The organism is Nonomuraea jabiensis (assembly GCF_014204795.1).
GTDB lineage: Bacteria > Actinomycetota > Actinomycetes > Streptosporangiales > Streptosporangiaceae > Nonomuraea > Nonomuraea jabiensis.
Window position 1 is genome coordinate 936,897 of sequence record NZ_JACHMB010000001.1, and the last position, 25,666, is coordinate 962,562.

Genomic DNA, 25,666 nt, shown 5'->3' on the forward strand with positions numbered 1-25,666 from the left:
GGGGCATGGGGAGCGTGTGAACAGATATCCGCCGTTCACCCGCTTCGAAACCGGCGCGGCGTCGGCGCGAGTACGTGAACAACTGGCGCGGCTGCGGCACCACAGGCGCTCCGAAGCCATACTCGACGAGGCCACGGCCCGGCTGGCGACCGAGCTCAACATCCGCCCGGGGGAGGCCGCCGAGCAGCTCGCCAGAATGGCGCATCACAGCGGGCTCGACGTGATCGAGGTCGCCAAGGGAATCGAGCGCCCGCCGGAGGAACCGGCGCAGGCGCTCGAAGTACCCGCCTGGGTACGCGGGATGCTGGAGGCCGTCCACGCCTCGGCCCTCTACCTCACCCCCATCAAAGACTCACTGGGCCGCGTGGTCGACTTCCGCATCCTGGCGGCCAACCGCCACGCCAGGACCGTGTCCGGGCGTCCCGCCGGCGAGCTGGCCGGGTGCCGGCTCCTGGCGGTCACCCCGGGCGTGGCCAGCTCGGGGCTGCTCGACGACTACATCGCCGTGTACGAGACCGGCGTGTCGGTCCACCGCGAACCCCTCGAATACGTCGAGGTGCTGGACTACCTGCTCTGGCCGGCCACGCTGAGCGTGCGCGCCTCGCGCGTGAACCACGGGCTGCTGGTGAGCTGGCGCACGCTCGACGACGAGGAGCTGCTGGTCTCCGGCTGGGACCGCGCCCAGCGCCTGGCCGAGCTGGGCTGGGGCGAGTGGAACCTGGCCACCGAGCGAACGCTCTGGACCCCCGCGATGTACGAGATGTTCGGCCGCGACCGCGACGACGGTCCGATGCCCCTCGACGAGCTGCCCGGCATCGTCGTGCCCGAGGACCTGCCGATCGTCGAGGACATGATGCACTCCCTGCTGGAGTTCAGGGAGGCGGTGGAGACCGAGTTCAGGATCCAGCACCGGCACGGGGTGCGGCATCTCAGCGTGTTCAGCGAGCCGATCCTCGACACCGACGGCCTGCCGGTCAAGGTGCGCTGCCTGGCCCAGGACGTGACCAAGAACCGTCGCAGGGAGCGGGCCCTGGCGGTGGCGCACGAGCAGGCGCACTGGCAGCGCCAGCGGGCCGAGGAGGAACACCGGATCACCGTCCAGCTCCAGAACACGATCATGCCGATGCGCCGCGGCCTCGTCCACCTGCCCGGGCTGACCGTCGGCGTACGCTACCTGCCCGGCGAGGAACTCGCCCGGCTCGGCGGCGACTGGTTCAAGGCCCGCCTCATCCCCGACGGCCGGGTGCTGCTCGCGATCGGCGACGCCATGGGCCACGGGCTGACCGCCGCCAGCATCATGCTGCAGATGCGCTCGGGCCTGGCCGGCCTGGCCTACACGGGAGCGGACGCGGGCCGGCTCACCACCTGGCTGAACGACCTCATCGTGCACTCCAACGAGGCCGTCACGGTGACGGGCACGACGATCGTCGGCCACTTCGACCCGAAGGAGCGCACCTACGCCTGGACGAACGCCGGGCACCCCGCCCCCGTGCTGATCAGGGGCGGCAGCGCCGCGCTGGTCGAGGGGGCGTCGGGGATGATGCTGGGGGCGTTCGACGCGACCGAGTACGGCCTGACCACCACGCGGCTGGAGCCCGGCGACGTCCTGCTGCTCTACACCGACGGGATCGTCGAGCGGCGCGGGCAGGACCTGGAAACCGGCATGGAGGCGCTGGTCCAGGCCGCGCACATGTGCGCGGGGGACGACCCGGAGGAGCTGATCGGCTGCCTGCTCAAGCGGCTGGGCGGGGAGAACGCCGAGGACGACATCTGCCTCCTGGCCGCGAAGGTCCTCTAGAACCCGGTCTCGCAGTCGAGGCAGTAGACGGCGTAGGCCCGGCCCAGCACCGGCAGCGCCACGTTACGGACCCTGATGCCGCCCGGCGTCATGCCCTTCTCGCTGCCCTTGTGCGCGTGGCCGTGCAGGATCAGGTCGGCGCCCGCCGTGTCGACCGCCTCCGCCAGCAGGTAGCTGCCGAGGAACGGGTAGATCTCGTGCGGCTCCCCCTCCAGCGTCTCCTTGATCGGGGAGTAGTGAGACAGCACCACGCGCTTCTCGGCCACGATCTCCTTCAGCGCGACCTTCCAGGACTCGGCGATGTAGCGGGTGTGGGCGACGAAGTTCTTGATCTCCCGCTCGCCGAACTCGCTGGCGCACTTGCCCGCGAACCCGCCGCCGAACCCCTTGCCGCCGACCACGCCCAGCTTCCTGTCGCCGCACTGGACGACGGCGCCGTCGTCGTCGAGCACCACGACGCCGGCGTCGCGCAGCTCGCCGGCGATCTCGTACTGCAGGTCGGAGTGGTAGTCGTGGTTGCCGAGCACCGCGACGACGGGGATCGGCAGGCCGCGCAGCTCGTCGGCCACGACCCGCCCCTCCTCCAGGGTGCCGTGCCTGGTCAGGTCACCGGCCAGCATCAGCACGTCCGCGCGTTCCTCGATGCCCACCAGTCTTTTGCGGTACTGGCCTCTGTCGTCCTCCCCCAGGTGGATGTCTCCGACGGCTGCGATACGCAGGTCAGTCAAGACGCTCATCCTCCCCCGGCTCACTGGCCTCCACGACCTTGATCTCGTTGTGCAGGTGGAGCTCGGGTGCGGCCTCGTGCGCCACCTGGCCGAGCCGCTCGCGCTGCCCTGTCCCGCTGACCTCACCGCGCAGGAACAGCTGGTCGCCTCGTATGTCGACGCGGATTCCGAGCTCGTGCGTGCGTCCGTCCTCGGCCATCGCCTGCTGGACGCGGGCCGCGACGTACTGCGGAGCTTCCATCGCTCGCCTCCTTCTTTGTCGCCGCATGCCCCCGGATTAACACCTCAAACGGCACGAATAAGGTCAATAACCGCCTGCTCGACCGGGCCCGCCGTGGCCAGCTGCCCGAAGTCGGCCTCCGCCCCCAGCTCGGTCAGCGCGGCCGCGATGGTCCTGTCCTGGTCGTACGCCTCGACCACCCGGGGATCCACGTACGACGCCCTGGCCACCGTGGGCGTGTTGCCCAGATATTCGGAGACCTCCCTCATGACCCGGGCCACCGCGCGTTTCTTCTGGCCGGCCGGCTTGGAGACCGCCAGGCCCACGGCGGCCAGGACGGTGGCGTGCCAGGTGCGGAAGTCCTTGGCGGTGACCTCGTAGCCGATGGTCTCGCGCAGGTAGTCGTTGATGTCATCGCTCCTGATGTAGCCCCAGCCGCCCTCGCGCCGCCGGTAGCGCAGCAGCTCGCCCTCCACGCCGAGCGCCTTGAGCGACCTGAGCACCTTGCAGGCCCCGGGATCGGCCACCTCCACCTCGCGGGAGATGTCGCCCTTGGCCTGGTAGGAGCAGGTGATCAGGCCGTTGGAGCAGGTGAGGTGGTCCATCCTGAGCGTGGCCAGCCCGTACGTGTCGTAGCTCTCGCCGCCGATGCGGAAGAAGCCGATGTCGAGCAGGCGGGCCGCGGCGGCCAGCACCCGCTTCCTGGTCAGGCCGCGGCCCGCGAGCTGGCCGTCCACGGCCTTCCTGAACTCGGGCAGCCGCTCGGCCACCTCCAGCACGCGGTCGAACTTGGCCTGGTCCTGCTGCTGGCGCCACAGATCGTGGTAGCGGTACTGCCGTCGCCCGGCCGCGTCCGTGCCCACGGCCTGCAGGTGGCCGTGAGGGGACGCGCAGATCCACACGTCGGTCCAGGCCGGGGGGATGGCCAGCGCCTTGATGCGGGCCAGCGTGGCCTGGTCGCGTATCGCACGCCCGTCAGGCCCCTCGTAGCCGAACCCGCGCCCGCGGCGCCTCCGTACGATCCCCGGCTCACTCTGATCACTGGGACGCAGCTTGGGCACGAGCAGCGGCTACCCCGGAAGTTAGGGGGCAAACAGAACGGGCAGGTGGGCGGCATGTCTGATAACAGGGGCATGCCGGATAACGGAAAGTGGCACGAGGAACGGGACACCAAGGGCCATCCCATGGTGCCCGCCACGCCACGCGACGTGGCGCACATCAGGATCGGGTCGTTCCTGCTGGTGTTCCTGTTCGCGTTCGCGGTGCTCGGGATCATCGTCGGGGCGCCCGTCATGACGGGGATCGCACTCGTCGTGGGCCTGATCACGGTGGTCGACATCGCACTGGCCGTGCGACGCCAGAAGCTGCGACAGGACGGAGAGGCGGGCTGATTGCGACATGGCACCACTTGAAGGACGCGTGGTGGTGGTGACGGGTGCCAGCGGCGGGGTCGGGCGGGCGGTCGTCCGGCAGCTCGGGCACCAGGGGGCGAAGGTGGCGCTCATCGCCCGGGGCACGGCCGGGCTGGGCGCCGCCGCCGTGGACGTGGGCGTGGAAGGAGGCATCGGCAAGGTCTTCGAGGCCGACATCGCCGACTACGACCAGGTACGGGCGGCGGCCGAGCGCATAGAGGCGGAGATGGGGCCCATTTCCGTCTGGATCAACACCGCCTTCTCCTCCGTCTTCGCCAGATTCACCGATATCTCCCCCGACGAGTTCTCCCGCACCACCGCGGTGACGTACCTGGGCTACGTCTGGGGCACGAAGGTGGCCCTGGACCTCATGCGCCCGCGCAACGCGGGTGCGATCGTCCAGACCGGCTCGGCGCTGTCGCAGCGCGGCATCCCGCTGCAGTCGGCGTACTGCGGCGCCAAGCACGCGATCAAGGGGTTCACGGAGTCGGTCCGCACGGAGTTGCTGGCCGACCGCAGCGGCATCGACATCACGCTGGTGCAACTGCCCGCGGTCAACACCCCCCAGTTCGACTGGGTGCTGTCCAAGCTGCGGCGCCACCCGCAGCCGGTCCCCCCGATCTACCAGCCGGAGGTGGCCGCCAGGGCCATCGTGTACGCGGCCGAGCACCCGGAACGCAAGGAGTACTGGGTCGGGGCCAGCACGGCCGCCACCCTCCTGGCCCAGCGCGTGGCACCGGCACTGGTGGACCGCTACCTGGCCAGGACCGGCGCGCGCTCCCAGCAGACGGACGAGAAGCCGCCGGAAGGCGTCGCCAACCTGTGGGAGCCGGCGGACGGGGACGTGGACTACGGCGCCCACGGCTCGTTCGACGCGCGCTCCCATGCCCACAGCCCCCAGCTCTGGCTCTCCCAGCACCGCGGACCGGTCCTCCTCGCGCTGGCCGGAGGCGCGGCCGCCGCGTGGGCCGCCCGGCGCCTGCGCGGGCGATGAGCCGAGCCCCGTCCCTCCCCCACCGGCCCGAGTTAAGCGGGCCTGGAGGGGTAGGCGGCGGGAAACCGCTTCCGAGGAGGCCATGATGCCTGAGCGCGATCTTCAGTACCTGACCGAGCTCGCCGCGCAACTGCGGGTCGATTCCGTGCGGGCGGCCGCGGAGGCCGGGTCCGGCCATCCGACCTCGTCGATGTCGGCGGCCGATCTGATGGCCGTGCTCTTCGCGTGTCACCTGCACTACGACTTCGAGAACCCGGACAACCCCGCCAACGACCACTTGATCTTCTCGAAGGGGCACGCGTCCCCGCTGCTCTATGCGCTCTTCAAGGCGGCCGGGGCCATCGACGACAAGGAGCTCCTGACGTTCCGCCGGCGGGGCAGCCGGCTGGAGGGGCATCCGACGCCGCGGCTGCCGTGGGTGGACGTGGCCACCGGGTCCCTCGGGCAGGGCTTGCCGGTCGGGGTCGGGCTGGCCATGGCCGGGCGGCTGGAGCGGATGCCGTACCGGGTGTGGGTGCTCTGCGGGGACAGCGAGCTCGCCGAGGGATCCATCTGGGAGGCGGCCGAGCACGCGGGCTGCGAGGGACTGGCCAACCTGACCGCGATCGTGGACGTGAACCGCCTCGGCCAGCGCGGGCCCACCCGCCACGGTTGGGACACCGGAGCCTACGCGCGCAGGTTCGGGGCGTTCGGGTGGCACACGATCGAGATCGACGGGCACGACCCCGGGCAGATCGACTACGCGCTCAGCGACGCCTGCAACACGCGCAGGCGGCCGACGGTGATCCTGGCCAAGACGCGCAAGGGCGAGGGGGCGCTGGAGGTCGAGAACCGCGAAGGGGCCCACGGCAAACCGCTCAAGGAGCCGGACAAGGCCGTCGGGGAGCTGGGCGGCCGGCGGGACCTGCGGGTCGAGGTGCACAAGCCCGAGGCCCCGGCGGCGCCGTACCGGTTCGAGAGCAGGCCGACGAGCCTGCCCGCGTACGAGGTGGGCGACAAGGCGGCCACGCGGACGGCGTTCGGGGAGGCGCTGGCGGCGCTCGGCGCGGCGCGCGGGGACATCGTGGCGCTGGACGGCGAGGTGGCCGACTCGACCAAGGCGGAGGCGTTCGGGAAGGAGTTCCCCGAGCGCTTCTTCGAGATGTACATCGCCGAGCAGCAGCTCGTGGCCGCCGCCGTCGGCCTGCAGGTGCGCGGGTGGAAGCCGTACGCGGCCACGTTCGCGGCGTTCCTGACCCGGGCGTACGACTTCATCAGGATGGCCGGTGTGAGCAGGGCGTCGATCCGGCTCGTGGGGTCGCACGCGGGGGTGGCGATCGGCGAGGACGGGCCCTCCCAGATGGGCCTGGAGGACCTGGCGATGCTGCGAGCGGTCCACGGCAGCACCGTGCTCTACCCGTGCGACGCCAACCAGGCGGCGGCGCTGACCGCCGAGCTGGCGGACATAGAAGGCGTCTCCTACCTGCGCACCACGCGGGGAGAGACGCCGGTCATCTACCCGCCGGACGAGCGGTTCCCCGTGGGCGGCTCGCGGGTGCTGCGGCACTCGCCCAACGACCGGGCCACCATCGTGGCCGCGGGCGTGACCGTGCACGAGGCGCTGGCGGCGGCCGACGAGCTGCGGGAGGCCGGGATCCCGGTGGGGGTGATCGACCTGTACTCGATCAAGCCGGTCGACACGGCCGCGCTGGTCGAGGCGGCCACCACCACGGGCAACCTGATCACGGTGGAGGACCACCGGCTGGAGGGCGGGCTCGGCGACGCGGTGATGGACGCGGTCAGCGAGCTGGGGCCGCGGGTGGTGAAGCTGGCCGTGACGGGCCTGCCCGGGTCCGCGACGCCCGAGGAGCAGCTGGCCGACGCCGGCATCGACCGCCACGCGATCGCGGAGGCGGTCAAGCGGCTCCTGTGACAGATATGCCGGACATGAGTGAGGGCCGATGGGCGACATGCCCCCGGCCCTCCCTTTTGGCGCGGACCCCTGAGCAGGACGGCTCCCGTCAGCGGGTCCGGGCCTTCGCGGTCAGTTTCCTGTTCGCCTTCTTGATGGCGTTCACCAGCTCCTGCTTGGTCATCCTGGACCGGCCGCGCACGTCCAGCCTGGCGGCCAGCTCCTGCAGGTGCTCCTTGGTCGCGTTGGCGTTGACGCCCTCGGCCGTCTTGGCGGCCGTCTTGCCGGCCGTCTTGGCGGTCCGCGACATCGCGGCCTTGGCGGTCCGGGTCACCGCGGCCTTCCCGGCCCGGGCCATCTCGGTGGCCTTCCCGGGCCGGGTCATCGCCGCTCTCTCGTCCGAAGGGCCCTTCTTCTCCTTCGGCTCCCAGTGGTCGCCCACCTTCTCGAAAGAGTGCTTCAGCGCGGCGAACGCGGTCATGTGGGCGCGCCGACCCTCGCCGTACTCCTTCACGGCGTTGTCGTGCGCCTTGATCCACGTGTTCTGTGCCTTCTTCGGCGAACGTTTGATGGTCGACGGCAGCTCTTCAACAGCTGGCATGTCGATTCACCTCCTACAGCGGTGGTTCGTCGTAGCGACGGCGCTCCTCGTACACGGTGGTCCGGCGGGTGGCTTCGGGCTCCTCGTAGACTTCGTGACGGTGAACCGGCTCGTCGACGGGTGCGACCGCCCTACGGGTGACGCTGATCCTGTAGATGCCGAACAGCAGGCCGACGAGGCCGCCGAGCATGAGGATCACCCCCACTACGTTGATGTCGAGACCGGCGAGGTCGAACTCGACGGCCCAGGTGAGGATTGCGCCGAGCATGATGAGGATGATGCTTCCGGCGATGGTCATCAGATTTACCTCCTTGACACGAAGGAACCTCTATCCCCATGTCGAAAAACAAACCAGTCGTACTGGTCGGGCTTATGGGCTCGGGCAAGTCGAGTGCCGGCCGGTTGATCGCGCAGGCGCTCGGGCTGCCGTTCAGCGACAGCGATCCGTTCCTCCAGGAGCGGTACGGCGGCACCGCCGCGCAGATCGCCGAGCGCGAGGGCGCGGACGCCCTGCACCGTTACGAGGCCGACCACGTGCTGCACCAGTTGGCCGGCGAGCCGGAGGTCATCGCGGCGGCGGCCAGCACGGTCGAGTTCCCCGAGGTGCGCGCGGCGCTGGCCAAGGCGTTCGTGGTCTGGGTGGACGCCTCCGACGAGGTGCTGGCTCAGCGGATGAAGTCGAGCAGCCACCGCCCCGGCTTCGGCCCCGCCGCCATGCGGGCCCGCCGCGAGCCGTTCTTCCGGGAGGTCGCGGACCTGAGGTGCGACGTCGGCGAGCTGACCCCCGAACAGGTGCGGGACGCGACGCTGCGGGAAATGGGTTTGCCCGAGGGCGATCGGCACTGATAGCCAAAGGGGATGTTCGCCGAGAAGCCCACCCTGACGGGTGACCGCGTGACCCTGTGCCCGGTCGGCCCCGAGCATGTCGACGGCCTCTTCGAGCTGGTCTCCGACCCCGAGGTGGGCCGGCTGACGGGCTCGCACGGCGAGATCGACCGCGAGGCCGCCCGCCAGTGGTACGCCACCAGGAAGGACCACGCCGACCGGCTCGACCTGGCCATCATGGCCGCCGGCGAATACGTCGGCGAGATCGTGCTCAACGAGCTCGACCAGCACAACCTCGCCTGCAACCTCCGCATAGCGCTCATCGGCGAGCGCGCCTTCGGCAAGGGCTACGGCACCGAGGCCATCGAGCTGGTCCTCGACCACGCCTTCGCCACGACGCCGCTGCACCGCATCAGGCTGGGCGTCTACGCCTTCAACGAGCGGGCGCGGCACGTCTACAAGAAGGTCGGCTTCGTCGAGGAGGGCGTCGAGCGCGACGCCCTGCTGTGGGACGGCGAGTGGCACGACGCGGTGCTCATGTCGGTGCTCCGGCACGAATGGCCGGCAAGATCCGGAAGCCTGGCATAATGATCATGACGCATGGGTCCCCCGAGGCGCGCGGGGGACCTGTGGCGTCTTTGGGACAACCATTGGGCAGTGGCGTGCATCTAAGCATCAGTGACGATGCGCTTGGTGCCCGGTGACCCCGAGAGGCTCGGCGGCTTTTGGCTGGCGGCCAGACTCGGCGCGGGCGGGCGCGGCGTGGTTTACGACGCCTACGACGACGAGGGGCGCCGCTTCGCGGTGACGGTGCCGCGTGGCCAGGTCGGTCGCCGGTTCGAGCGGGTCACCTGCCCCCATCTGGCGGAGGTGGTCGCCGTCGGCGACGACGAGGGCGTGCCGTACGTGGTGAGCGCATACGTGGACGGACCCGACCTGCGGCGCGCGGTCGAGCTGCACGGGCCCTACGCGGGCGACGAGCTGGTCGCGCTGGCCGGGGCGCTGGCGTCGGCGCTCCGCGCGCTGCACGAGGCGGGCCTGACGCACCGGGGGCTCAATCCGGAGAGCGTGCTGCTGGCCGCCGACGGGCCCAAGGTGATCGAGCTGGGCGTGCCGGCCGGCGGCACGTACACGTACACGGCCCCCGAGGTCCTGACCGGGCGCGACTCGGGGGCGGCGGCCGACGTGTTCGCGTGGGGCGCGGTGGTGCTGTTCGCGGCCACCGGGGACGATCCGTTCAGCGGGACGAGCCTGGGCGGGGTCCTGCACCGGCTGCTGACCGTCGACCCCGACCTCGGCGCGCTGCCGGAGCCGCTGCGCGAGCTGGTCGGGCGCGCCCTGGCCAAGGATCCCGCCGACCGGCCCACCGCGCTGGAGCTGCGGATCGACAGCCCGGCCGACGTGCGGCCGCCCGAGGGGCACGCGGGGCAGCGCTCGCTGGGCGAGGTGGCCGAGGAGGTCTACCTCGCGCTCACGCCGCGGCAGCAGGCGGAGGTGCCGGGGCTGCTGCTGCGCCTGCTCGACGGCGACAGCCCGCACGACGAGGGCGACGTGCTCGGCCCCCTCATGGAGGCGGGTCTCCTGGTACGGCGCAGCGTGCGCGTGGCGCCGACCGAGACGCCCGTCGGCAAGCTCGTCGCGGTCAGCGACCAGCGGGTGGCCCCGGCCAGCGCGGCCCTCTACCATGCCTGGCCCCGGCTGCGCGCCTGGGTCGAGGACGAGCGCGAGAGCATGCACGTGCACCGGGAGATCCGCGACGCCGCCAGGAACTGGTCGGAGCACCGGCGCGGCAGGAGCCACCTCTTCCGTGGCCAGGCGCTCGACACGGCGCTCGCCTGGGCCGCGACCAAGCGCCGCCATCTGCGCCTCAACCAGCTCGAACGCGACTTCGTCAACGACAGCGTGGCCCTGTCCAAGCAGCGCAGGAGGCTGGTCACGCCCGCGCTGGCGGCGCTGGCCGCCGTGCTGGCCATCGCCGTGACGCTGTCCGTGGTGTCCGTGCACGGGCAGAACCAGCTGCGCGGCCGGCTCGTCGAGGCCAACGCGCGGGCCGTGGCCGCCAGGGCGGAGGCGCTGCGGTCGTCCGATCCGCGCACGGCGATGCGGCTGAGCGTGGCGGCCTGGAAGCTGTCGCCGGTGTTCGAGGCGCGGGCGGCGCTGCAGGCCTCGCTCGTGCAGCCGGAGCTGGGGGTGTTCACCGACCCGGCCGCCGACCTGCGGGCGCGTTACCTGCTGCGCGGCGACCAGCTGGTCAAATGGGGCACGGGTACGGTCGCCGTCTGGGACCTGGCGGGCGGGCAGCGGGTCGCCTCGTACGGGCTGCCGGCGGGGAGCGTGCTGAGCGACGACGGGAGGTTCGCGGAGGCGGCCGACGGCCGGCCGTTCGAGGTGGCCACGGGACGCGCGCCCTTAGAGCCGGTCACCTACGCGGTCGGCCAGGGCAACAGGACCAGGGTCTACCGGGGCGGGCGGCTGCTGTTCGACGTCGCCGACCGCCAGGTGGCGCTCTCGGCGGACGGGACCAAGGCCGCCTTCTCCAGCCTGACCGGGCGGGTCGAGCTGTGGGAGCTGGCGGGCCGGACCAGGACCGGCACCATCTCGGTCAAGCCGCCCATCGGCGCGGACGCGGCGGCGCCCGCCCTGGCGTTCAGCCCCGACGGGACCACGCTGGCGGTGGCCGGGCGCGACGGGATCACGCTCGTGGCGGCCAGGCCCCCGAGCCCCGTCGCCCCCAAGCGGGCGACCACGCCGAACCCCGCGGCGTCCGGAACGCCCGAGATGTTCCGGGCGGACGGGCGCGCCGCCCGGGAGTCGGTGCGCGCCGTCGAGGTGGTGGGAGGCGACTCCCTGGGGCACACCTCGGCCGGCCCGCCCGCCTTCAGCCCCGACGGCCGCCTGCTCGCCCTGCCGGGCGACGGCGAGGTCCGGGTCTGGAACGTCGCCGAACGCCGCCTCGCCGGCGCCTACCCCCTCCGGAACCCTGAGCGCGGCCTGGCCTTCTCCGCCGACGGCCGCTCGCTGCGCTACCTGAGCGGCACCGGCTCCGTCGTCTCGCTCGACGTCTCGGGGCTGCCCGTGCCGTCCGAGGACGCGCCCTCCGCCGCCTTCTCCGGCAACGGCCGGGTCGCCGCCAAGGAGGTCGGCGACTCCATCGAGCTCACCGACACCGTGGAGCGCAAGCCGCTCGGCCGCATCGCCGCCGCCGGCGACCTGGCCTTCGACGCCGACGGCCGGCTGCTCGCCGTGGCGGGCGACCCCGTGACCGTGTGGGAGGTGACCAGCAGCCGCCGGGTCGCCGCCATCGACGCGGGCGGCGACGTGCTCGCCGTGGCCCTCTCCCCCGCCGGCGACACGCTGGCCACCGCGCGGGGCAGGACCCTGGAGACCTGGGACGTGCGCAAGGGGCGGCGCATCAAGGCGTACGAGGGCGCGGGCGACCTGGCGATGGCCTTCAGCCCCGACGGCTCGACGCTGGCCGCCGGCGCCAAGCTCCTCGACCTGCGCACCGGTGCGATCACCCCGCTGGACCTCGACCGGTCCGCCGAGGCCGGCGAGGACCCGCCCGCGCCGACCGCGCTCGCCTTCTCCCCCGACGGGCGCACGCTGGCGTTCGGGCTGGAGGGCGGGCACGTGCTCCTCTGGGACCTGCGCAAGGGGAAGGCGCGGGGCACCATCCAGACGGGGACGGCCCCGGTGGACGAGCTCCGCTTCTCCCCCGGCGGCGACCTGCTGGCCATCGACGCCGCCCGTACCTCGCTCTGGGACGCCGGCACGATGCGGGAGGTCGGCCAGGCGGGCTCGTGGGCCGCCGGACCGGCCTTCACCCAGGACGGCAAGCGGCTGCGCGGCGTCGGGCTGGACGGCACCGTACGCGAGAGCCCGGTCGATCCCGCGCTGGCGGCCCAGGAGGTGTGCGCCAGGGCGGGCGGGTCGCTGAGCAAGGCGGAGTGGACCCGGCTGATCCCGGAGAGCGGATACCAGAAGATCTGCTAGTCGCTCGCGTAGACCTTGACCACCTTGCCCTGGAGGTTGGCGACCAGGTAGCCAGAGCGGTAGTCGTCGGACGCGTAGACGAGCAGCACCTGCCGCGGGTTGGCGAACGCGTAGTCGGGGTCCACGATCAGGTACCGCGAGGTCGGCTTGGGGACGCCGAGGTCCTTGTTCGCCTTCCGGAACAGGGCGGGGAGGGCGTTCCAGTTGTACTTCTCCAGGTCCACGACAGGGGTGCGCACCCTGCCGCCGGCGCTCGATCGGGTGATCTCGCCGTCGCGGTAGAAGTAGGTGTCATAGAGCTCTTTGTCGCGCTTGAGCGGCGCCTCGATCGACGCGTACGTGGGGAACACCGTCATCCTGACGACCCTGGTGTCGCCGAGCTGGGCCTTGATCTTGGCGATCAGGGCCCGCATTCCCGCGGGGGTGTGCAGGTTGCCGGGCGTGGCGGGCGTGCCGGCGTCCGGGGACTCGCGATCGGTGACCTCCTCCGAGGTGGACCGCGCCGACGGGTCCTTCTTCGTGATGCCCCTCGATGCGGAGGGGAGCAGCTGCCACACCAGCACGCCCGCCACCGTGACCGCGACGGCCGACGTCACGATGCCCACGGTGCGGCCGGCGCCGCGGCGGCGGGAGTGCACGGTGGTCGCCTTCGGGATCGGCGCCGCGCCCCACGGGGGCTGCTGCGGCGCGTGCCCGTACCCGGGCGGCATGGTCTGCCCGGCCCTGGGCGGCCCCGGGTGACCTCCCATGGGCGGCACCGTGTGGGCGGAGTGCGGCCCGGGGCCTGTCGCGTGACCCATCCCGGGGCCCATCCCGGGGCCTGTCGCGGACGGGGCGGGGGCGGGGGGCATCGGGGGCGGCGGCGCGCCGGGGTCGGCCGCCGCGGCCAGCATGCGGTCGAGGGTCTCGGCGTCGGGGCGGGCCGCCGGGTCGCGTCGGAGCAGCGCGTTCAGCACGGGGGTGAGCGCCCCGGCGCGCTCCGGCTGCGGCACCTCCTGGTTGAGCACGGCGGCCAGGGTCGCCAGCGTGGTGCTCCTGCGCAGCGGGTGCCGCCCCTCCACCGCCACGTACAGCATCATGCCGAGCGACCAGAAGTCGGAGGCCGGGTCGCCCTCGACGCCGTTGATGCGCTCGGGCGCCATGTACTCGGGCGAGCCGATGAACGACCCGGTGGCCGTCAGGCTCGTGGACTCGCGTACCGCCGCGATGCCGAAGTCGGTGAGCACCGACCGGCCGTCCTCGCGTAACAGGACGTTGGCGGGCTTGACGTCGCGGTGCTGGATGCCGACGGCGTGCGCGGCCCGCAGCGCGGACAGCACCTCCCGGCCCAGGCGCGCCACCTCCTGGGGCGACATGGGCCCGCGCTGGATGCGGTCCTGGAGGGAGCCCCCCGTGACCAGCTCCATGACGATCCACGGGTAGCCCTGCTCGCCGGGGTCGACGATGTGGTGGATGGTGGCGACGTGCGGGTGGTTCAGCCGGGCCAGGGCGCGGGCCTCGCGCAGCACCCTGGCCCGCAGCTCGCGGGCGCCCGCCGGGTCGTGCTCGTCCATGGAGGGGTCGGGTGGGCGTACTTCCTTCAGCGCGACCTCGCGGTGCAGGGCCACGTCCCAGGCCCGCCACACCAGGCCCATGCCCCCGCCACCGAGCCGCTCCGTGAGCTCGAAGCGGCCGTCGATCACCCGTTTGCGCATGCAGAGCAGCGTAGGGCCGACCCGCTGCCCGCGCCATCGGCCCCCGGTAGGACGGGCATCACGCGCTTGTCGCCAGCGACTCCGCTTCGACGCCGTACCGGAAGGGCAGGCCCTGGGCGTACCTGGACAGCTCGTCGAGCGCCTGGTGGGCCAGCCGGGACAGTTCGCCGCCCAGCGACCCGGCGATGTGCGGGGTGAGCAGGACGTTCGGGAGGTCGAAGAGGGGCGAGTCGGCGGGCAGCGGGTCGGGCTCGGTCACGTCGATGACCGCGTACAGCCGCCCGCCGGCCAGTTCGGCGACGAGCGCGTCCTGGTCGACGAGCGCGCCCCTGGCCGTGTTGATCAGCGTGGCGCCGTCGCGCATGCGGGCGAGCCGGGCGGCGTCGATGAGGTGCCTGGTCTCCGGGAGCGAGGGCGCGTGCAGGCTGACCACGTCGCACCGCTCGACCAGCTCGTCCAGCTCGACGTGCGGCACGCCCAGGTCCTCCGTCAGGTACGGGTCCGCCACGAGCACGTCGAGCTCGAACGGCCGCAGCAGCTCGATCACCCGGCGGCCGATCCTGGAGGCCCCGACGATGCCGACCGTGCGCCGGTAGTTGCCGAACCCGGGGAAGAGGCCGTCCGCGTCGATCCGCGCCCGCCGCTCGCGGTAGAGCGCGGCGATGTCGAGCACGCGCTTGTTGGCGAACAGGATCGAGGCCAGCGTGAACTCGGCGACCGGCTCGGCGTTGGCCGCCGCGGCGGACGACACGACGATGCCGCGCTCCCAGCACGCCTCGGTGACGTGGTGCTTCACGGTGCCGGCGGCGTGCACGATCGCGCGCAGCCTGGGCGCCCTGGCCAGCACGTCCCCGGTGACGGGCGGGCACCACCAGCTCGTGTAGAGCACCTCGGCGCCGGCCAGCGCCTCGGCCACGGCCGGATCGGCGAAGTCCTCGGCCACCAGGCCGGGGTCCACGTCGGCGATGCCGACCAGGCGGTCGCGCACCTCGCCGGTGAGGAGCCGGGCCGCCACCGGTCGCCCCATGGCCAGCAGCGTCTTCGGCCGTGATTCGCTCATATCGCTCTCCCCGCAATCAATACGATCGAACCGATCATAACGAAGGGGCTGCGGACGACTCCCGGGGCCTCAGCTCGGGCAGCAGCGCCACGTGGCGGCCGACCGGGGCGGCGCCCGCGGTGAGGCGGGCGATCAGCAGGTCCACCGCGCAGCGCCCGACCTCCTCCTTGGGCGGCGCCACGGCGGTGAGCGAGGGCGAGCAGAACGCGGCCACCTCGTCGTCGTAGGCGACCAGCGACACCTCGCCCGGGATGTCCACGCCGGCCGCGACCAGGTGCCTGACCAGCGTGAGCGCGTCCTCGTCGTTGTGCACGAGCAGGCCCGTCACACCCCGGGCGCGCACCAGGCCGAGCACGCCCGCCACGACCTCGTCGATGCGGTCACGGTCGATGACGATCTCCGCGGGGGCGTCCAGGCCCAGCGCCGAGGCGCCCGCCAGCAGGCCCGCCCTGATCCCGGGCGTGGTCGGGCTGGGGTAGGCGACGAGCGCGAGCCCGCGGTGACCCAGCTCGGCCAGGTGGCGCGCGGCGAGGTAGGCGCCGTGGGCGTGGTCGGAGGCGACCGCGTCGAGCGTGGCGGCCGGACCGGCCGGCTCGGCCCGGCGCTCCACGAGCACGGCTGGGACGCTCAGCCCGGCCAGCCACTCCACGTGGGAGCCGTCGGGCTGCCTGCTCGGGGTGAGCAGCAGGCCGTCGGCGCCGTCCTTGACGAGCTGGCGCACCTGGGCGCGGTCCTCGGCGTCCTCGTACCGGGAGATGCCGAGCACGAGCCGCGCCCCCGCCCTGGCCGCCTGCTCCTGAGCGCCCTTGATCACGGCCGGGTAGTAGTAGTGCGCGGTCGGGACCAGCATGCCGACGGTCAGCGCGCCGGCCCGCGGGGTCGGGGCCTCGGCGGGCAGCGTGACGCCGCCGTGGACCCTGGTGAGCAGGCCCTGGGCGGCCAGGTGCTCGACGTCCCTGCGCAGGGTGACGGCGGAGACGCCCAGCGCCTCGGCCAGGTCGGCCACCCGGGCCGAGCCGCGGTCGCGGACCTGGCGGAGGATGAGCCGGTGGCGCTGCTCGACGGACATGCGTCGATCCTATGCCTTTCGAATTGATCGTTTTGATTTCATGCGAACAATCGCGATTGAGGACTGGAATCGACCTCATCAGCCCCTACCTTTGACCCATGGATCCCCTCATCAGCCGCAGGGCGCTCAACCGGGCCACGCTCGACCGCCAGCACCTGCTGCGCCGTACCGACAACTCCGTGATCGAGGTCGTGGAGCGCCTCGGCGGGCTCCAGGCGCAGACCCCGCACACCTGGTACACCGGCCTGTGGAACCGCGTGGAGGGCTTCAAACCCGCCGAGGCCGCCGACCTGCTGCTCTCGCGCGAGCTCGTACGCATCGCGCTGCAGCGCGGCACGATCCACCTCGTCTCCGCCCGCGACTGCCTGGCCATCCGGCCGCTGCTGCAGCCGGCCATCGGGCGCATGACCAGGTCGACGTTCGGCAAGAAGCTGGAGGGGGTCGACCTGGACGAGCTGGCGGCGGTCGGGCGGGCGCTGCTGGAGGAGCGGCCCATGACGTTCGCCGAGCTGGGCCGGAGGCTGGCCGAGCGGTGGCCGTCGAACGATCCGCACGCGCTCGGCCAGGGCGTGCGGTGGCTGGTGCCGCTCGTGCAGGTGCCGCCCCGGGGCGTATGGGGCAAGAGCGGGCCTATCGCCCACACGAGCGCCGAGTCCTGGCTGGGCTTCGAGGTGCCGCCGATGACGCCGGCCGAGCTGGTGCGGCGCTACCTCGCGGCGTTCGGGCCGGCGTCGGTGATGGACGTGCAGACGTGGTCGGGGCTGACGCGGCTGGGCGAGGTGGTGGACTCGCTCGACCTGGTCCGCTTCAGGGACGAGGCGGGCCGGACCCTGTACGACCTGCCGGACGCCGTGCGGCCCGGCGAGGACACCCCGGCGCCGGTGCGGCTGATGTACGACTTCGACAACCTCTTCCTGTCGTACGCCGACCGCTCCCGGGCCATCACCGACACGGGAGCGACCGCCCTCCAGGGCTTCATGGGCACGAACGTGGTGCCGCGCGTCATCCTGGTGGACGGCTTCACCGCCGGCGACTGGACGGTCACCCGCGCCAAGGGCACCTCCACGCTCACCATCCACCGGTGGACGCCGATCCCGGTCATGGACGAGGTCGAGGCGGAGGCGCGGAGGCTGCTGGAGTTCCTGGCCCCGGGCGACAAACACGAAATCACGGTCACCGACGGCCCCTCCAAGCCCTGACCCGGGGGAAACGCACGGTCTTCACCGGACAGCGCTTCGCGCACAGGAGCTCAGGCTGTGACATTGGGGGACGCGGCCCCAATGCCGCTTCGCCGATTCGTCAGGCGATCAAGCCTGGGCGAGTCGTCAGCCCACACGCCAGGAGTGCGCCCTTAGAGGCGGATCGTCCCGACGCGTGGCCACCGCCCGCCCAGAAAGCCGCGGTCTAGGGAGCGTAGGGGTCGACCAGGGGTGACGGGGTCCGGGCCACCTCCAGCACCTCCTCGGGGAAGGCCGGCCCGGTGGTGTAGAAGCGAGTACGGGTCTTACCGACTGGGGTGAGCAGTTGGGCGGTGACCAGGTCGCGTAGGTCGCGTTGGGCTTGTTGAACGCTGAGGCCTTCGGCGCTCTCGTAGCGAGTGCGGCGGACGCGTCCGGATATCGCAGCATCGTGCAGAGCGGTTACCACGCGTTCGTCGAGCCGCCGTTGCCGGGCGAACTCATCCAGCAGCACCCATACCCGATTAGAGCGCTCAAGACGGGCTTTTACCGTTTGTCCCTGCTGGTGGTAGGCAGTGAGGTTGAAACGGATCCAGTCGGAAACATCCTGGTCCGGATGATAGGTCGCGCCGCGCCGGGCGAGCACGGCATAGTACTCCCAGGTGTTGCCCGGCCTGCCCAGCCATGCCTCGATGGAGGAGAACTCCGGCGCGAGCACCCCGTCCCTGGCGATGATCAGGGTCTGCAGTGAGCGTGACATCCGTCCGTTGCCGTCGGCCCAGGGATGGATCGAGACCAGGTGCAGGTGTGCCATGGCTGCTCTGATGAGCGGGTGATCGCCATTGTCGGTGTTGAGCCAGTCGCAGAGTTCGCGCATCAGGCTGGGTACGTCCAGCGCCTCAGGAGCCGTGTAGGCGGCGATGCTCGGATCACGGGCGTCGGTGACGTAGACGGGACCCTTGCGCCACTGCCCGGCGGGTTTGCGCATGGTGTGGCGGTGGCCCTGGAGCATCCAGTGGAGCGCGTTGAGGAAGCCCGCGCTGTAGCGGAAGTCCTCGACGTCGTGGAGAGTCTGGATGTAGGTCATCATCCGCTGGTAGGCGAGGGTCTCTTCGCGGTTCTCTTCCGAGACATCCACATCCCTCTCGCCCTCCATCAGGTCTTCCACGTCGATCGTGGGGACCTTGAAGCCTTCGATGGAGTTGGAGGCGGCGACCGCGTCGGCGGTCAGAAACTTCCGCAGCCCTGCCGTCCACTTGGCGGGTGTGGCGCGAACCTGATGATGCAACGCACGTCGGGCCGCCTCGATCTCCTCGAGAACCCGGCCGTCTTCCGCGGCGAGGGATGGCGTGGCATACAACATGTCGCCATAATAGATTGACGCAATCATTGCGTCAATCTATTATGGCGGCATCTCGAGCTCGGGCCGCGTGGAAACCAGCACGCCCGGCAGGCCCGTCGCCGGGGCGGCGTCAGGGCCATTCCGAGGGCCTGACCTTTACCTTTGGGCTCGTAAGAGAGACCCTCGAAGGTAGGGAGGTGTTCCTCCATGGAGTACAAACAGTGGAACATACAGATCTGGATCAGTGAGGACGACGAGGACGCCGTGACCACGGCCACGGCGGTGCTCTTCACCGCGGACGGTAAACGTCACGAGAGCGTGGCGCACGCCCGACGCAATCCCACCGACCGGCCGGTGCCCGGGATCGGGGACGAGCTGGCCGCTGGGCGGGCCCTGTCCAATCTGGCCTCGAAGCTGATCGAGGACGGCGCGGACGACGTGGCCCAGCTGGCCGGCACGGCATAGTTCAGAGCAGCCCGGCGGCAGCCAGGAGCTTGCCGATCCGGCCGACCTCGTCGTCATTGAGTGGAATCTGCGGGAGCGCGGTGATCGGGCAGTCGATGACACCGCGTAGGTGAAGCGCGGCTTTGAAGGCCCCGAGGCCCGAGGAGCTGCCGCCCATGCGTGAGCCGCCTACACGGACTATCTCGAACAGCCTGACCAGGCGCTCCTGCTCCGCTCTTGCCGCCTGCCAGTCGCCCCGCGAGGCGCACCGGTAGAGCTCGACGTATCCCTGCGGGTCCACGTTGCCCAACCCCGGCACCACGCCGTCCGCGCCCATCCACAGCGCCGAGTCCACGGTCACCTCGGACCCCGTGAGCACGCTGAAGGGCGCCTCGCGGCCCAGGATGACCTGGCGCAGCCCGCCGTCGTCGCCGCTGGAGTCCTTCACCCCGGCCAGCGCCCCCTCGGCGGCCAGCCCGAGCAGGAGCTCGGCGCTCAGCTTGGTGTGTACGGAAACCGGCAGGTCGTACGCGTAGACCGGCAGCCCGCCCCGCGCGGCGATGGTCCGGAAGTGGGTGCGGATCTCGTCCGGATGGGTCCGCGTGTAGAACGGCGCGGTCGCCACCAGCCCCGACACCCCCGCCTCGGCCGCGACCCGTACGTGTTCGAGCACGCGTGGCGTCGTCATGTCGATCACCCCGGCCAGCACCGGCACCTGCCCGCCCACGTGGCCGACCACGGTGTCCAGCACCACCCGGCGCTGCGCGTCCGTCAGGTACGCCACCTCCGACGACGACCCCAGCACGAACAGCGCGTCCACGCCCCCCGCCAGCAGGTGGTCGACCAGCCGGACCAGCGAGGCGGCGTCCACCTCGTAGTCAGGGGTCAACGGGGTGCAAACCGGGGGAATGACACCGGTCAAAGTCATGCGCGCTCCTGGATCAGCTCAACATCAGTGGCTCCCGCCGCCACCGGGTGGTGGCAGTGGAAGAGGTGGTCGCCCTCGGTCTGCGCCGCGGGCCAGTCCTCGGCACAGAGGTGGTCTGCCCGCCAGCAGCGGGTCCGGAACGGGCAGCCGCTCGGCGGTCTGGTGGCGGAGGGCACCACGCCCACGAGCGGGATCGGGTTGATGGGCGAGATCAGGCCCGGGGTGGCGGAGAACAGGGCCCGCGTGTACGGGTGGCGGGCGCCCAAAGGCACGGCCCGCGCGGGCGCCTGCTCGACGATCCGGCCGAGGTACATGGTGACCACGCGGTCGCTCATCCTGCGTACCGTCTGGATGTCGTGCGAGACGAACACCAGCGCGAGCCCGAGCCGTTCCTTCAGGTCGAGCAGCAGGTTGAGGATCTGGGCGCGGACCGACACGTCGAGCGCGCTGGTGGGCTCGTCGGCCACGACCAGGTCGGGTTCGAGCGCGAGCGCCCTGGCCACGGCCACGCGCTGGCGCTGCCCGCCGGAGAGCTGGCTGGGCAGCGCGTCGGCGGCGCCGGCGGGCAGGCCCACCAGGTCGAGCAGTTCGCGGACGCGGGCGTCGCGCTGGGCGGGGGTGCCGCGGCGGTGCACGTTGAGCGGGTCGCGCAGCACCTGCCTGACCGGCAGGCGCCGGTTGAGCGCCGTGGACGGGTCCTGGAAGATCATCCCGACGCTGGAGCCGATCAGCGCGCGCCGCTCGCCCTCCTTCAGCGCCCACAGGTCCTTGCCGCGGAAGGTCACGCTGCCCTGGGTGGGCCGTTGCAGGCCGACCAGCACCCTGGCCAGCGTCGACTTGCCGCAGCCCGACTCCCCCACGACCCCGACCGTCTCGCCGGGGCTCACCGTGAGGTCCGCCGCGGTCAGCGCGTGGACGCGGTCCCGCGAGAACAGGCCGCCCGAGCGGGCCTTGTGCACGACGTGCACGTCCTTCAGCTCAAGCATGCTGCTCACTTCCTACGAGCGCCGGATGATGGCAGGCCACCGCGTGCGTGGTGTCCCCCGTCAGCACCGGAGCCTCGGTACGGCACACGTCCGTGGCCATGGGGCACCGGTCGGCGAAGCGGCAGCCGGCGGGGAAGTCCGCCGGGGCGGGCACCACGCCGGGGATCTGCGTGAGCCGCTCGGCGCCAGACTCCAGCGACAGCACCGAGCCCAGCAGGCCGCGGGCGTAGTGGTGGGCGGGCGCGCCGACCAGGGTCGCCGTGGCGCCGGTCTCGACGATCTGGCCGCCGTACATGACGACCACGCGGTCGGTGACGTCGGCGACCAGCGCGAGGTCGTGCGAGACGAGGATCAGCGCGAACCCCAGCTCCTCGCGCAGCTTCAGCAGCAGCTCGATGACCTGCGCCTGGACGGTCACGTCGAGCGCGGTGGTGGGCTCGTCGGCGACGATCAGCTTCGGCTCGCGCGACAGCGCCATCGCGATCAGCACCCGCTGCCGCTGCCCGCCCGACAGCTCGTGCGGGTAGGCGGACAGGGTGCGGCGGGCGTCGAGTCCGACGAGTTCGAGCAGTTCGGCGGGGGTGCGCCGGCCGCCGCGGCGGGTGAGCTGCTTGAGCTGGGCCTTGATGGTCATGGCGGGGTTCAGGGACGAGAGGGCGTCCTGGTAGATCATCGCCATCTCGTGGCCGAGCAGGCGGCGGCGGGCGCGGCGCGACTCGGAGAGCAGCTCGCGCTGGTCGAAGCGGACGTGGCCGCTGACGCGGGCGGTGCGCGGCTGCAGGCCCATGATGGTCAGCGCGGTCAGCGACTTGCCGCAGCCCGACTCGCCGACCAGGCCGAGCACCTCGCCCGGGTGCACCTCGAAGCCGATGCCGTCCACGATGTCCACACCGTCCGCGAACCCGATCCGCAGCCGTTCCACCGAGAGGATCGGCGGCCCCTGCGGGAGCGGGCGGGCGCGTTCGGCCAGCCTGCGGGCGGCCTCGGCCAGCCCGGGCAGCTCGACGACCTCGCCGGAGCCGGGCCTGGCCCGCTCGAACGCGTCGTCCTTCTTCACGAGCTGATCTATTGGGGCCCTGCGGGCGGCGGGCGCGGCCCAGGCGTCGGAGATGCCCTCCGAGAGGATGTTGAGCGCGAGCACGGTCAGCAGGATCAGCAGGCCGGGGAAGACCGTGGCCCACCAGCCGCCGAGCAGCACCATGTTCTTGCCGTCGGCGATGACGCTGCCCCAGGAGGGGTTCGGCGGGCGCACGCCGGCGCCGATGAACGACAGCGACGCCTCGAACACGATCGCGTCGGCCACCATCACCGTGCAGAACACCAGCACGGGCGCGGCGCAGTTGATCGCGACGTGCTTGACGACGATGTACGGCGTGCGCGCCCCGATGATCCGCTCGGCCGCCACGTAGTCCTCGCCGTACTGGGCGATCACGTTGGCCCGCACGACCCGGGCCACGGACGGCATGTAGAGGAAGGCCATGGCCATGACGAGCACCGGGATGCTGCCGCCGAACACCGCCACCAGCACGGCCGCCAGCGCGATGCCGGGGAAGGCCATGACGACGTCGAGCAGGCGCATGATGGTCTCGTCCACGGCCCGGCGCGAGGTGGCCGCGATCGCGCCGATGACCGCCCCGGCCACCAGGGCGAGCCCGGTCGCGCCGAGGCCGATGATCAGCGACCAGCGGGCCCCGTACAGGAGCCTGGACAGGATGTCGCGGTTGGCGCTGTCGAGGCCCATCCAGTGCGCGGCCGACGGGCCGCCGCCGGTGGCCTCCTGGAAGTACGGCGAGTGCGGCGCGATCCACGGCGCCAGCAGCGCGCCCAGCACCACCACGGCCACGATGCCGACCGCCACCCACGACAGGGGCTTGAGACGGCGCAGGGCCACGCCCGGCCGGGAAAGCCGTTCCGTCAGACCACGTCTCATGCGGCGCTCCTGAGGCGGGGGTTGACCAGCAGGTAGAGGACGTCCACGGCCAGGTTGACGACCATGAAGCCGACCGCGATGGTCAGCACCACGCCCTGGACCACGGCCGGGTCGCCGTCGCGCACGGCGTTGATCATGAGCTGGCCCATGCCGGGCAGGCCGTAGATGGTCTCGATGACGACGGTGCCGCCGATCAGGTAGCCAATGCGCAGCCCGAGCACGGTGAGCGGGGTGATCAGGGCGTTGCGCAGCACGTTCCTGCCGACGACCACGATCGGCGGCAGGCCGCTGCCGATCGCGGTGCGCACGTAGTCGCGGTCCAGCTCCTCCACCATCGACGTGCGGATGATGCGGATGAGCTGGGCGGCGATCGGCAGCGACAGCGACAGGGCGGGCAACGTCATCGACTGCAGCCAGCCCGCCGTGGAGTCGGCCGGGTTGATGTAGCCGCCGGTCGGGAAGAGGCCCTGGCCGACGGCCAGGTACTGGATCATCAGCAGCGCCAGCCAGAACGACGGCGCCGCCACGCCGACCAGCGACACCACGCGGATCACCTGGTCCGGCCAGCGGTCGCGGTACAGCGCCGCGGTGACGCCGAACACCAGCGACAGCACCACCGCGACGGCCAGGCCCAGGAACGTGAGCTGCAGGGTCAGCGGCAGCGCGGTCGTGATGGACTCCAGCACCGGCTTCTTGGTGAGCACGCTGGTGCCCATGTCGCCCCGGGCCAGGTCCGCGACGAAGCGGACGTAGCGCAAGGGCAGCGGGTCCAGCAGGCCGTTCTCGAGCTGGAACTGGTGGATCTGCTCGGGGGTCGGGTTCGCGCCCTGGAAGTACGCGTACTCCGGCTTGCTGTTGGAGAAGCGCATCACGATGAAGACGAACGCGACCACGCCGAGCAGCAGCGGGATCAGCATGAGGAGCCGCCGCAGCAGCATCCTGGCGACGAGCGTCATGTCCTCTTGGCCTGCAGCAGGTTGATGCCGGGGTAGGGCTGGGCGCGGATGCCGGAGAGCTTCTTCGGGTCCCAGGCGGTCATCAGCTCGTTGTGGACGACGGGGTAGAGGATCGCCTGCTCAGCCACAAAGTCCAGATATTTGTGGATAAGGTCGGTCCGCTTGGCCTTGTCCGTCTCCTTGCTGGCCTCGTCCATCATCGCGAACAGCTTCTTGGCGTCCGCGGTGCCGTCCCAGTGGCTGTACTTCATCCACAGGCCGCCGGGCACGTAGTTGTAGTGCAGGATGAGGTCGGCGTCCATGCCGAACTGGTTGGGGTTCGAGGCGGCGGCGACCACCTGGTAGTCCTGGAACTGGTCCATCTTGGCGAACAGCGCGGCCGTGTCCTGCGGCTCCAGCGTGGTCTTGATGCCGATGGCCTCCCAGGAGGCGGCGATGGTGGGCAGGCAGTCGGCGATCCAGCTCACGTTCACGGCCATGAGGTTGATCGTGAGGTTCTTGACCCCGGCCTCGGCCAGCAGCGCCTTGGCCTTGTCGGGGTCGTAGTCGTAGACGACCGAGGCCCGCTTGTAGGTGGGGTTGTCCTCGTTGAGGAAGGAGCTGGAGGCCGTGCCGTGGCCCTTGAGCGCCACGTCGATCATCTTCTGCTTGTCGATCGCGTAGTGCAGGGCCTGGCGCACCCGTACGTCGTCGAAGGGCTTGGCGCCCGTGTTGAACATCAGGAACATATGGTTCATGCCCTTGCCGCCCTCGACCGTCAGGCCCTGCTGCTTGAGCTGGTCGACGTTGGCGTACGGGATGTTGTCGGCGATCTGCGCCTCGGCCGAGCCGCCGGAGATCTTGGCCACGCGGGCGGCGGCGTCCACGATCGTCAGCCAGTTCATCTTCTTGACCGTGGCCGGGCGCGGGCCGTTGTAGCCGTCGAACGCCTCGAAAGTGGTGTTGGACTTGGGGTTGTGCGCGGTCTGCTTGTACGGCCCCGAGCCCATCGTCATGCCGCTCTTGGCCTTGTCCCACGCGCCCGCCTGGCTGAAGACGTGCTTGGGCATGATCTTGGCGATGGTCAGCCTGGGCGCGGCGTCGGGGAAGGGGAACTTGAAGACCAGCTCGACGTTCTTGTCATCGACCTTCTTCACCTCCTGCAGCCAGGACTTGAAGAAGTTGCCGGCCAGGACGTTGTCGGGGCCCAGGATCCGCTCGAAGGTGAAGACCACGTCGTCGGCGGTGACCGGCCGGCCGTCGTGCCACTTGGCGCCGTCCCTGAGCGTGAACTTCCAGGAGGTCGCGTTCAGGTCGGTGGGCAGGGCGGTGGCCAGGGCCGGGTACGGCTCGCGGGTGATCGGGTCGGTGTCGAGCAGCCCCTCGTAGATGTGGTTGATCCCCGCCATCGCGAACGCCGACGCGGTCTGCGTCGGATCCCAGCTCTGGTCGTTGCCGTAGCCGATGACGGCGGTGATCAGGTCCTTGTTGGATCCGGCGCCGACCGACCCGGTCGAGGCCGGACCGCCGGAACACGCGGACAGCGTCGTCGCGATGAACGCCGCCGCACCCGTCGCCCCGCTGTAACGCAGGAAGTCGCGGCGGCTGAACTCAGAGCTCACGGATGCCTCCTTGAGG

23 protein-coding genes are annotated in these 25,666 nt (G+C 71.4%); 9 read left to right on the top strand and 14 right to left on the bottom strand.

The features are described from left to right. Positions 1-16 precede the first annotated feature (16 nt). Positions 17-1,798 (top strand): PP2C family protein-serine/threonine phosphatase, encoded by a 1,782-nt coding sequence (locus tag HD596_RS61325; RefSeq protein WP_185067951.1) that lies wholly within the window; start codon positions 17-19, stop codon positions 1,796-1,798. On the opposite strand, the gene HD596_RS04105 is transcribed toward HD596_RS61325, so the two are convergent. Genes HD596_RS04105 through HD596_RS04115 form a run of 3 tightly spaced genes read right to left on the bottom strand, consistent with a single transcriptional unit; the run spans position 1,795 to position 3,807 of the window. After that, positions 1,795-2,526 (bottom strand): metallophosphoesterase family protein, encoded by a 732-nt coding sequence (locus tag HD596_RS04105; protein WP_221519178.1) that lies wholly within the window; start codon positions 2,524-2,526, stop codon positions 1,795-1,797. The genes HD596_RS61325 and HD596_RS04105 overlap by 4 nt on opposite strands. Then, positions 2,519-2,767: a BON domain-containing protein gene (locus HD596_RS04110; protein WP_185067953.1), complete on the bottom strand. Its 249-nt coding sequence runs from the start codon at positions 2,765-2,767 to the stop codon at positions 2,519-2,521. Before HD596_RS04110 ends, HD596_RS04105 begins: the two co-directional genes overlap by 8 nt. A 44-nt stretch (positions 2,768-2,811) precedes the next feature. Next, the gene (locus tag HD596_RS04115) at positions 2,812-3,807 is read right to left on the bottom strand and encodes a DNA topoisomerase IB (RefSeq protein ID WP_313042649.1); all 996 of its coding nucleotides are present in this window, start codon (positions 3,805-3,807) and stop codon (positions 2,812-2,814) included. A 54-nt stretch (positions 3,808-3,861) separates the two neighbouring features. On the opposite strand from HD596_RS04115, the gene HD596_RS04120 reads away from it, so the two are divergent. The 3 genes from HD596_RS04120 to HD596_RS04130 all read left to right on the top strand — a co-directional run bounded on the left by HD596_RS04120 (position 3,862) and on the right by HD596_RS04130 (position 7,064). Continuing rightward, positions 3,862-4,137, top strand: a complete 276-nt coding sequence (locus HD596_RS04120; RefSeq protein WP_185067954.1) for a hypothetical protein — start codon at positions 3,862-3,864, stop codon at positions 4,135-4,137. Positions 4,138-4,144: 7 nt separating this feature from the next. Next, positions 4,145-5,152: an SDR family oxidoreductase gene (locus HD596_RS04125; protein ID WP_185067955.1), complete on the top strand. Its 1,008-nt coding sequence runs from the start codon at positions 4,145-4,147 to the stop codon at positions 5,150-5,152. Between the two features lie 85 nt (positions 5,153-5,237). Next, positions 5,238-7,064, top strand: a complete 1,827-nt coding sequence (locus tag HD596_RS04130) for a transketolase (RefSeq protein ID WP_185067956.1) — start codon at positions 5,238-5,240, stop codon at positions 7,062-7,064. A gap of 88 nt (positions 7,065-7,152) precedes the next feature. On the opposite strand, the gene HD596_RS04135 is transcribed toward HD596_RS04130, so the two are convergent. Beyond that, positions 7,153-7,644 carry a ChaB family protein gene (locus tag HD596_RS04135; protein ID WP_185067957.1) on the bottom strand — a complete coding sequence of 164 codons (492 nt, stop codon included), beginning with the start codon at positions 7,642-7,644 and terminating at the stop codon, positions 7,153-7,155. Positions 7,645-7,657: 13 nt separating this feature from the next. Next, positions 7,658-7,942, bottom strand: coding sequence for a hypothetical protein (locus HD596_RS04140; RefSeq protein ID WP_185067958.1), 285 nt, complete (start codon positions 7,940-7,942; stop codon positions 7,658-7,660). A 38-nt stretch (positions 7,943-7,980) separates the two neighbouring features. Here HD596_RS04140 and HD596_RS04145 point away from each other — a divergent pair, with 38 nt between their 5' ends. From HD596_RS04145 to HD596_RS04155, 3 genes are all read left to right on the top strand, one after another. Further along, positions 7,981-8,490 carry a shikimate kinase gene (locus tag HD596_RS04145; protein ID WP_221519179.1) on the top strand — a complete coding sequence of 170 codons (510 nt, stop codon included), beginning with the start codon at positions 7,981-7,983 and terminating at the stop codon, positions 8,488-8,490. A gap of 12 nt (positions 8,491-8,502) precedes the next feature. Then, a complete protein-coding gene (locus tag HD596_RS04150) occupies positions 8,503-9,057 on the top strand; it encodes a GNAT family N-acetyltransferase (protein ID WP_185067959.1) in 555 nt (184 codons plus the stop codon). A gap of 96 nt (positions 9,058-9,153) precedes the next feature. Beyond that, positions 9,154-12,462, top strand: coding sequence for a WD40 repeat domain-containing serine/threonine-protein kinase (locus HD596_RS04155; RefSeq protein WP_185067960.1), 3,309 nt, complete (start codon positions 9,154-9,156; stop codon positions 12,460-12,462). Here the strand turns inward: HD596_RS04155 and HD596_RS04160 are convergent. Genes HD596_RS04160 through HD596_RS04170 form a run of 3 tightly spaced genes read right to left on the bottom strand, consistent with a single transcriptional unit; the run spans position 12,459 to position 16,285 of the window. Continuing rightward, positions 12,459-14,156, bottom strand: a complete 1,698-nt coding sequence (locus HD596_RS04160; RefSeq protein WP_185067961.1) for a serine/threonine-protein kinase — start codon at positions 14,154-14,156, stop codon at positions 12,459-12,461. The genes HD596_RS04155 and HD596_RS04160 overlap by 4 nt on opposite strands. 58 nt (positions 14,157-14,214) lie before the next feature. Next, the gene (locus HD596_RS04165) at positions 14,215-15,216 is read right to left on the bottom strand and encodes a hydroxyacid dehydrogenase (RefSeq protein WP_185067962.1); all 1,002 of its coding nucleotides are present in this window, start codon (positions 15,214-15,216) and stop codon (positions 14,215-14,217) included. 34 nt (positions 15,217-15,250) lie between these two features. After that, the gene (locus tag HD596_RS04170; RefSeq protein WP_185067963.1) at positions 15,251-16,285 is read right to left on the bottom strand and encodes a LacI family DNA-binding transcriptional regulator; all 1,035 of its coding nucleotides are present in this window, start codon (positions 16,283-16,285) and stop codon (positions 15,251-15,253) included. Between the two features lie 98 nt (positions 16,286-16,383). Here HD596_RS04170 and HD596_RS04175 point away from each other — a divergent pair, with 98 nt between their 5' ends. Next, a complete protein-coding gene (locus HD596_RS04175) occupies positions 16,384-17,484 on the top strand; it encodes a winged helix DNA-binding domain-containing protein (protein ID WP_185067964.1) in 1,101 nt (366 codons plus the stop codon). A gap of 205 nt (positions 17,485-17,689) precedes the next feature. Here HD596_RS04175 and HD596_RS04180 read toward each other — a convergent pair whose 3' ends face one another. Continuing rightward, positions 17,690-18,853 carry a Fic family protein gene (locus tag HD596_RS04180; RefSeq protein WP_246554124.1) on the bottom strand — a complete coding sequence of 388 codons (1,164 nt, stop codon included), beginning with the start codon at positions 18,851-18,853 and terminating at the stop codon, positions 17,690-17,692. Between the two features lie 159 nt (positions 18,854-19,012). Between HD596_RS04180 and HD596_RS04185 the strand changes: the two genes are divergently transcribed. Further along, positions 19,013-19,270, top strand: a complete 258-nt coding sequence (locus HD596_RS04185; RefSeq protein WP_185067965.1) for a DUF1876 domain-containing protein — start codon at positions 19,013-19,015, stop codon at positions 19,268-19,270. Position 19,271: 1 nt separating this feature from the next. Here the strand turns inward: HD596_RS04185 and HD596_RS04190 are convergent, their stop codons facing one another. Genes HD596_RS04190 through HD596_RS04210 form a run of 5 tightly spaced genes read right to left on the bottom strand, consistent with a single transcriptional unit; the run spans position 19,272 to position 25,650 of the window. Beyond that, positions 19,272-20,177, bottom strand: coding sequence for a dihydrodipicolinate synthase family protein (locus tag HD596_RS04190; RefSeq protein WP_185067966.1), 906 nt, complete (start codon positions 20,175-20,177; stop codon positions 19,272-19,274). After that, positions 20,174-21,163, bottom strand: a complete 990-nt coding sequence (locus HD596_RS04195; RefSeq protein WP_185067967.1) for an oligopeptide/dipeptide ABC transporter ATP-binding protein — start codon at positions 21,161-21,163, stop codon at positions 20,174-20,176. Before HD596_RS04195 ends, HD596_RS04190 begins: the two co-directional genes overlap by 4 nt. Beyond that, positions 21,156-23,093, bottom strand: coding sequence for a dipeptide/oligopeptide/nickel ABC transporter permease/ATP-binding protein (locus HD596_RS04200; RefSeq protein WP_185067968.1), 1,938 nt, complete (start codon positions 23,091-23,093; stop codon positions 21,156-21,158). The genes HD596_RS04195 and HD596_RS04200 overlap by 8 nt, the downstream gene beginning before the upstream one ends. Then, the gene (locus tag HD596_RS04205; protein WP_185067969.1) at positions 23,090-24,049 is read right to left on the bottom strand and encodes an ABC transporter permease; all 960 of its coding nucleotides are present in this window, start codon (positions 24,047-24,049) and stop codon (positions 23,090-23,092) included. Before HD596_RS04205 ends, HD596_RS04200 begins: the two co-directional genes overlap by 4 nt. Then, on the bottom strand, positions 24,046-25,650 hold the full coding sequence (locus tag HD596_RS04210) for an ABC transporter substrate-binding protein (RefSeq protein WP_185067970.1): 1,605 nt from the start codon (positions 25,648-25,650) through the stop codon (positions 24,046-24,048). The genes HD596_RS04205 and HD596_RS04210 overlap by 4 nt, the downstream gene beginning before the upstream one ends. Positions 25,651-25,666 lie beyond the last annotated feature (16 nt).

Bases quoted from the DNA above. Each gene is read 5' to 3' on its own strand.
- HD596_RS04110 (WP_185067953.1), bottom strand. From the start codon at position 2,767: ATGGAAGCTCCGCAGTACGTCGCGGCCCGCGTCCAGCAGGCGATGGCC.
- HD596_RS04120 (WP_185067954.1), top strand. From the start codon at position 3,862: ATGTCTGATAACAGGGGCATGCCGGATAACGGAAAGTGGCACGAGGAA.
- HD596_RS04125 (WP_185067955.1), top strand. From the start codon at position 4,145: ATGGCACCACTTGAAGGACGCGTGGTGGTGGTGACGGGTGCCAGCGGC.
- HD596_RS04130 (WP_185067956.1), top strand. From the start codon at position 5,238: ATGCCTGAGCGCGATCTTCAGTACCTGACCGAGCTCGCCGCGCAACTG.
- HD596_RS04135 (WP_185067957.1), bottom strand. From the start codon at position 7,644: ATGCCAGCTGTTGAAGAGCTGCCGTCGACCATCAAACGTTCGCCGAAG.
- HD596_RS04140 (WP_185067958.1), bottom strand. From the start codon at position 7,942: ATGACCATCGCCGGAAGCATCATCCTCATCATGCTCGGCGCAATCCTC.
- HD596_RS04145 (WP_221519179.1), top strand. From the start codon at position 7,981: ATGTCGAAAAACAAACCAGTCGTACTGGTCGGGCTTATGGGCTCGGGC.
- HD596_RS04150 (WP_185067959.1), top strand. From the start codon at position 8,503: ATGTTCGCCGAGAAGCCCACCCTGACGGGTGACCGCGTGACCCTGTGC.
- HD596_RS04155 (WP_185067960.1), top strand. From the start codon at position 9,154: ATGCGCTTGGTGCCCGGTGACCCCGAGAGGCTCGGCGGCTTTTGGCTG.
- HD596_RS04160 (WP_185067961.1), bottom strand. From the start codon at position 14,156: ATGCGCAAACGGGTGATCGACGGCCGCTTCGAGCTCACGGAGCGGCTC.
- HD596_RS04165 (WP_185067962.1), bottom strand. From the start codon at position 15,216: ATGAGCGAATCACGGCCGAAGACGCTGCTGGCCATGGGGCGACCGGTG.
- HD596_RS04170 (WP_185067963.1), bottom strand. From the start codon at position 16,285: ATGTCCGTCGAGCAGCGCCACCGGCTCATCCTCCGCCAGGTCCGCGAC.
- HD596_RS04175 (WP_185067964.1), top strand. From the start codon at position 16,384: ATGGATCCCCTCATCAGCCGCAGGGCGCTCAACCGGGCCACGCTCGAC.
- HD596_RS04180 (WP_246554124.1), bottom strand. From the start codon at position 18,853: ATGATTGCGTCAATCTATTATGGCGACATGTTGTATGCCACGCCATCC.
- HD596_RS04185 (WP_185067965.1), top strand. From the start codon at position 19,013: ATGGAGTACAAACAGTGGAACATACAGATCTGGATCAGTGAGGACGAC.
- HD596_RS04190 (WP_185067966.1), bottom strand. From the start codon at position 20,177: ATGACTTTGACCGGTGTCATTCCCCCGGTTTGCACCCCGTTGACCCCT.
- HD596_RS04195 (WP_185067967.1), bottom strand. From the start codon at position 21,163: ATGCTTGAGCTGAAGGACGTGCACGTCGTGCACAAGGCCCGCTCGGGC.
- HD596_RS04200 (WP_185067968.1), bottom strand. From the start codon at position 23,093: ATGAGACGTGGTCTGACGGAACGGCTTTCCCGGCCGGGCGTGGCCCTG.
- HD596_RS04205 (WP_185067969.1), bottom strand. From the start codon at position 24,049: ATGACGCTCGTCGCCAGGATGCTGCTGCGGCGGCTCCTCATGCTGATC.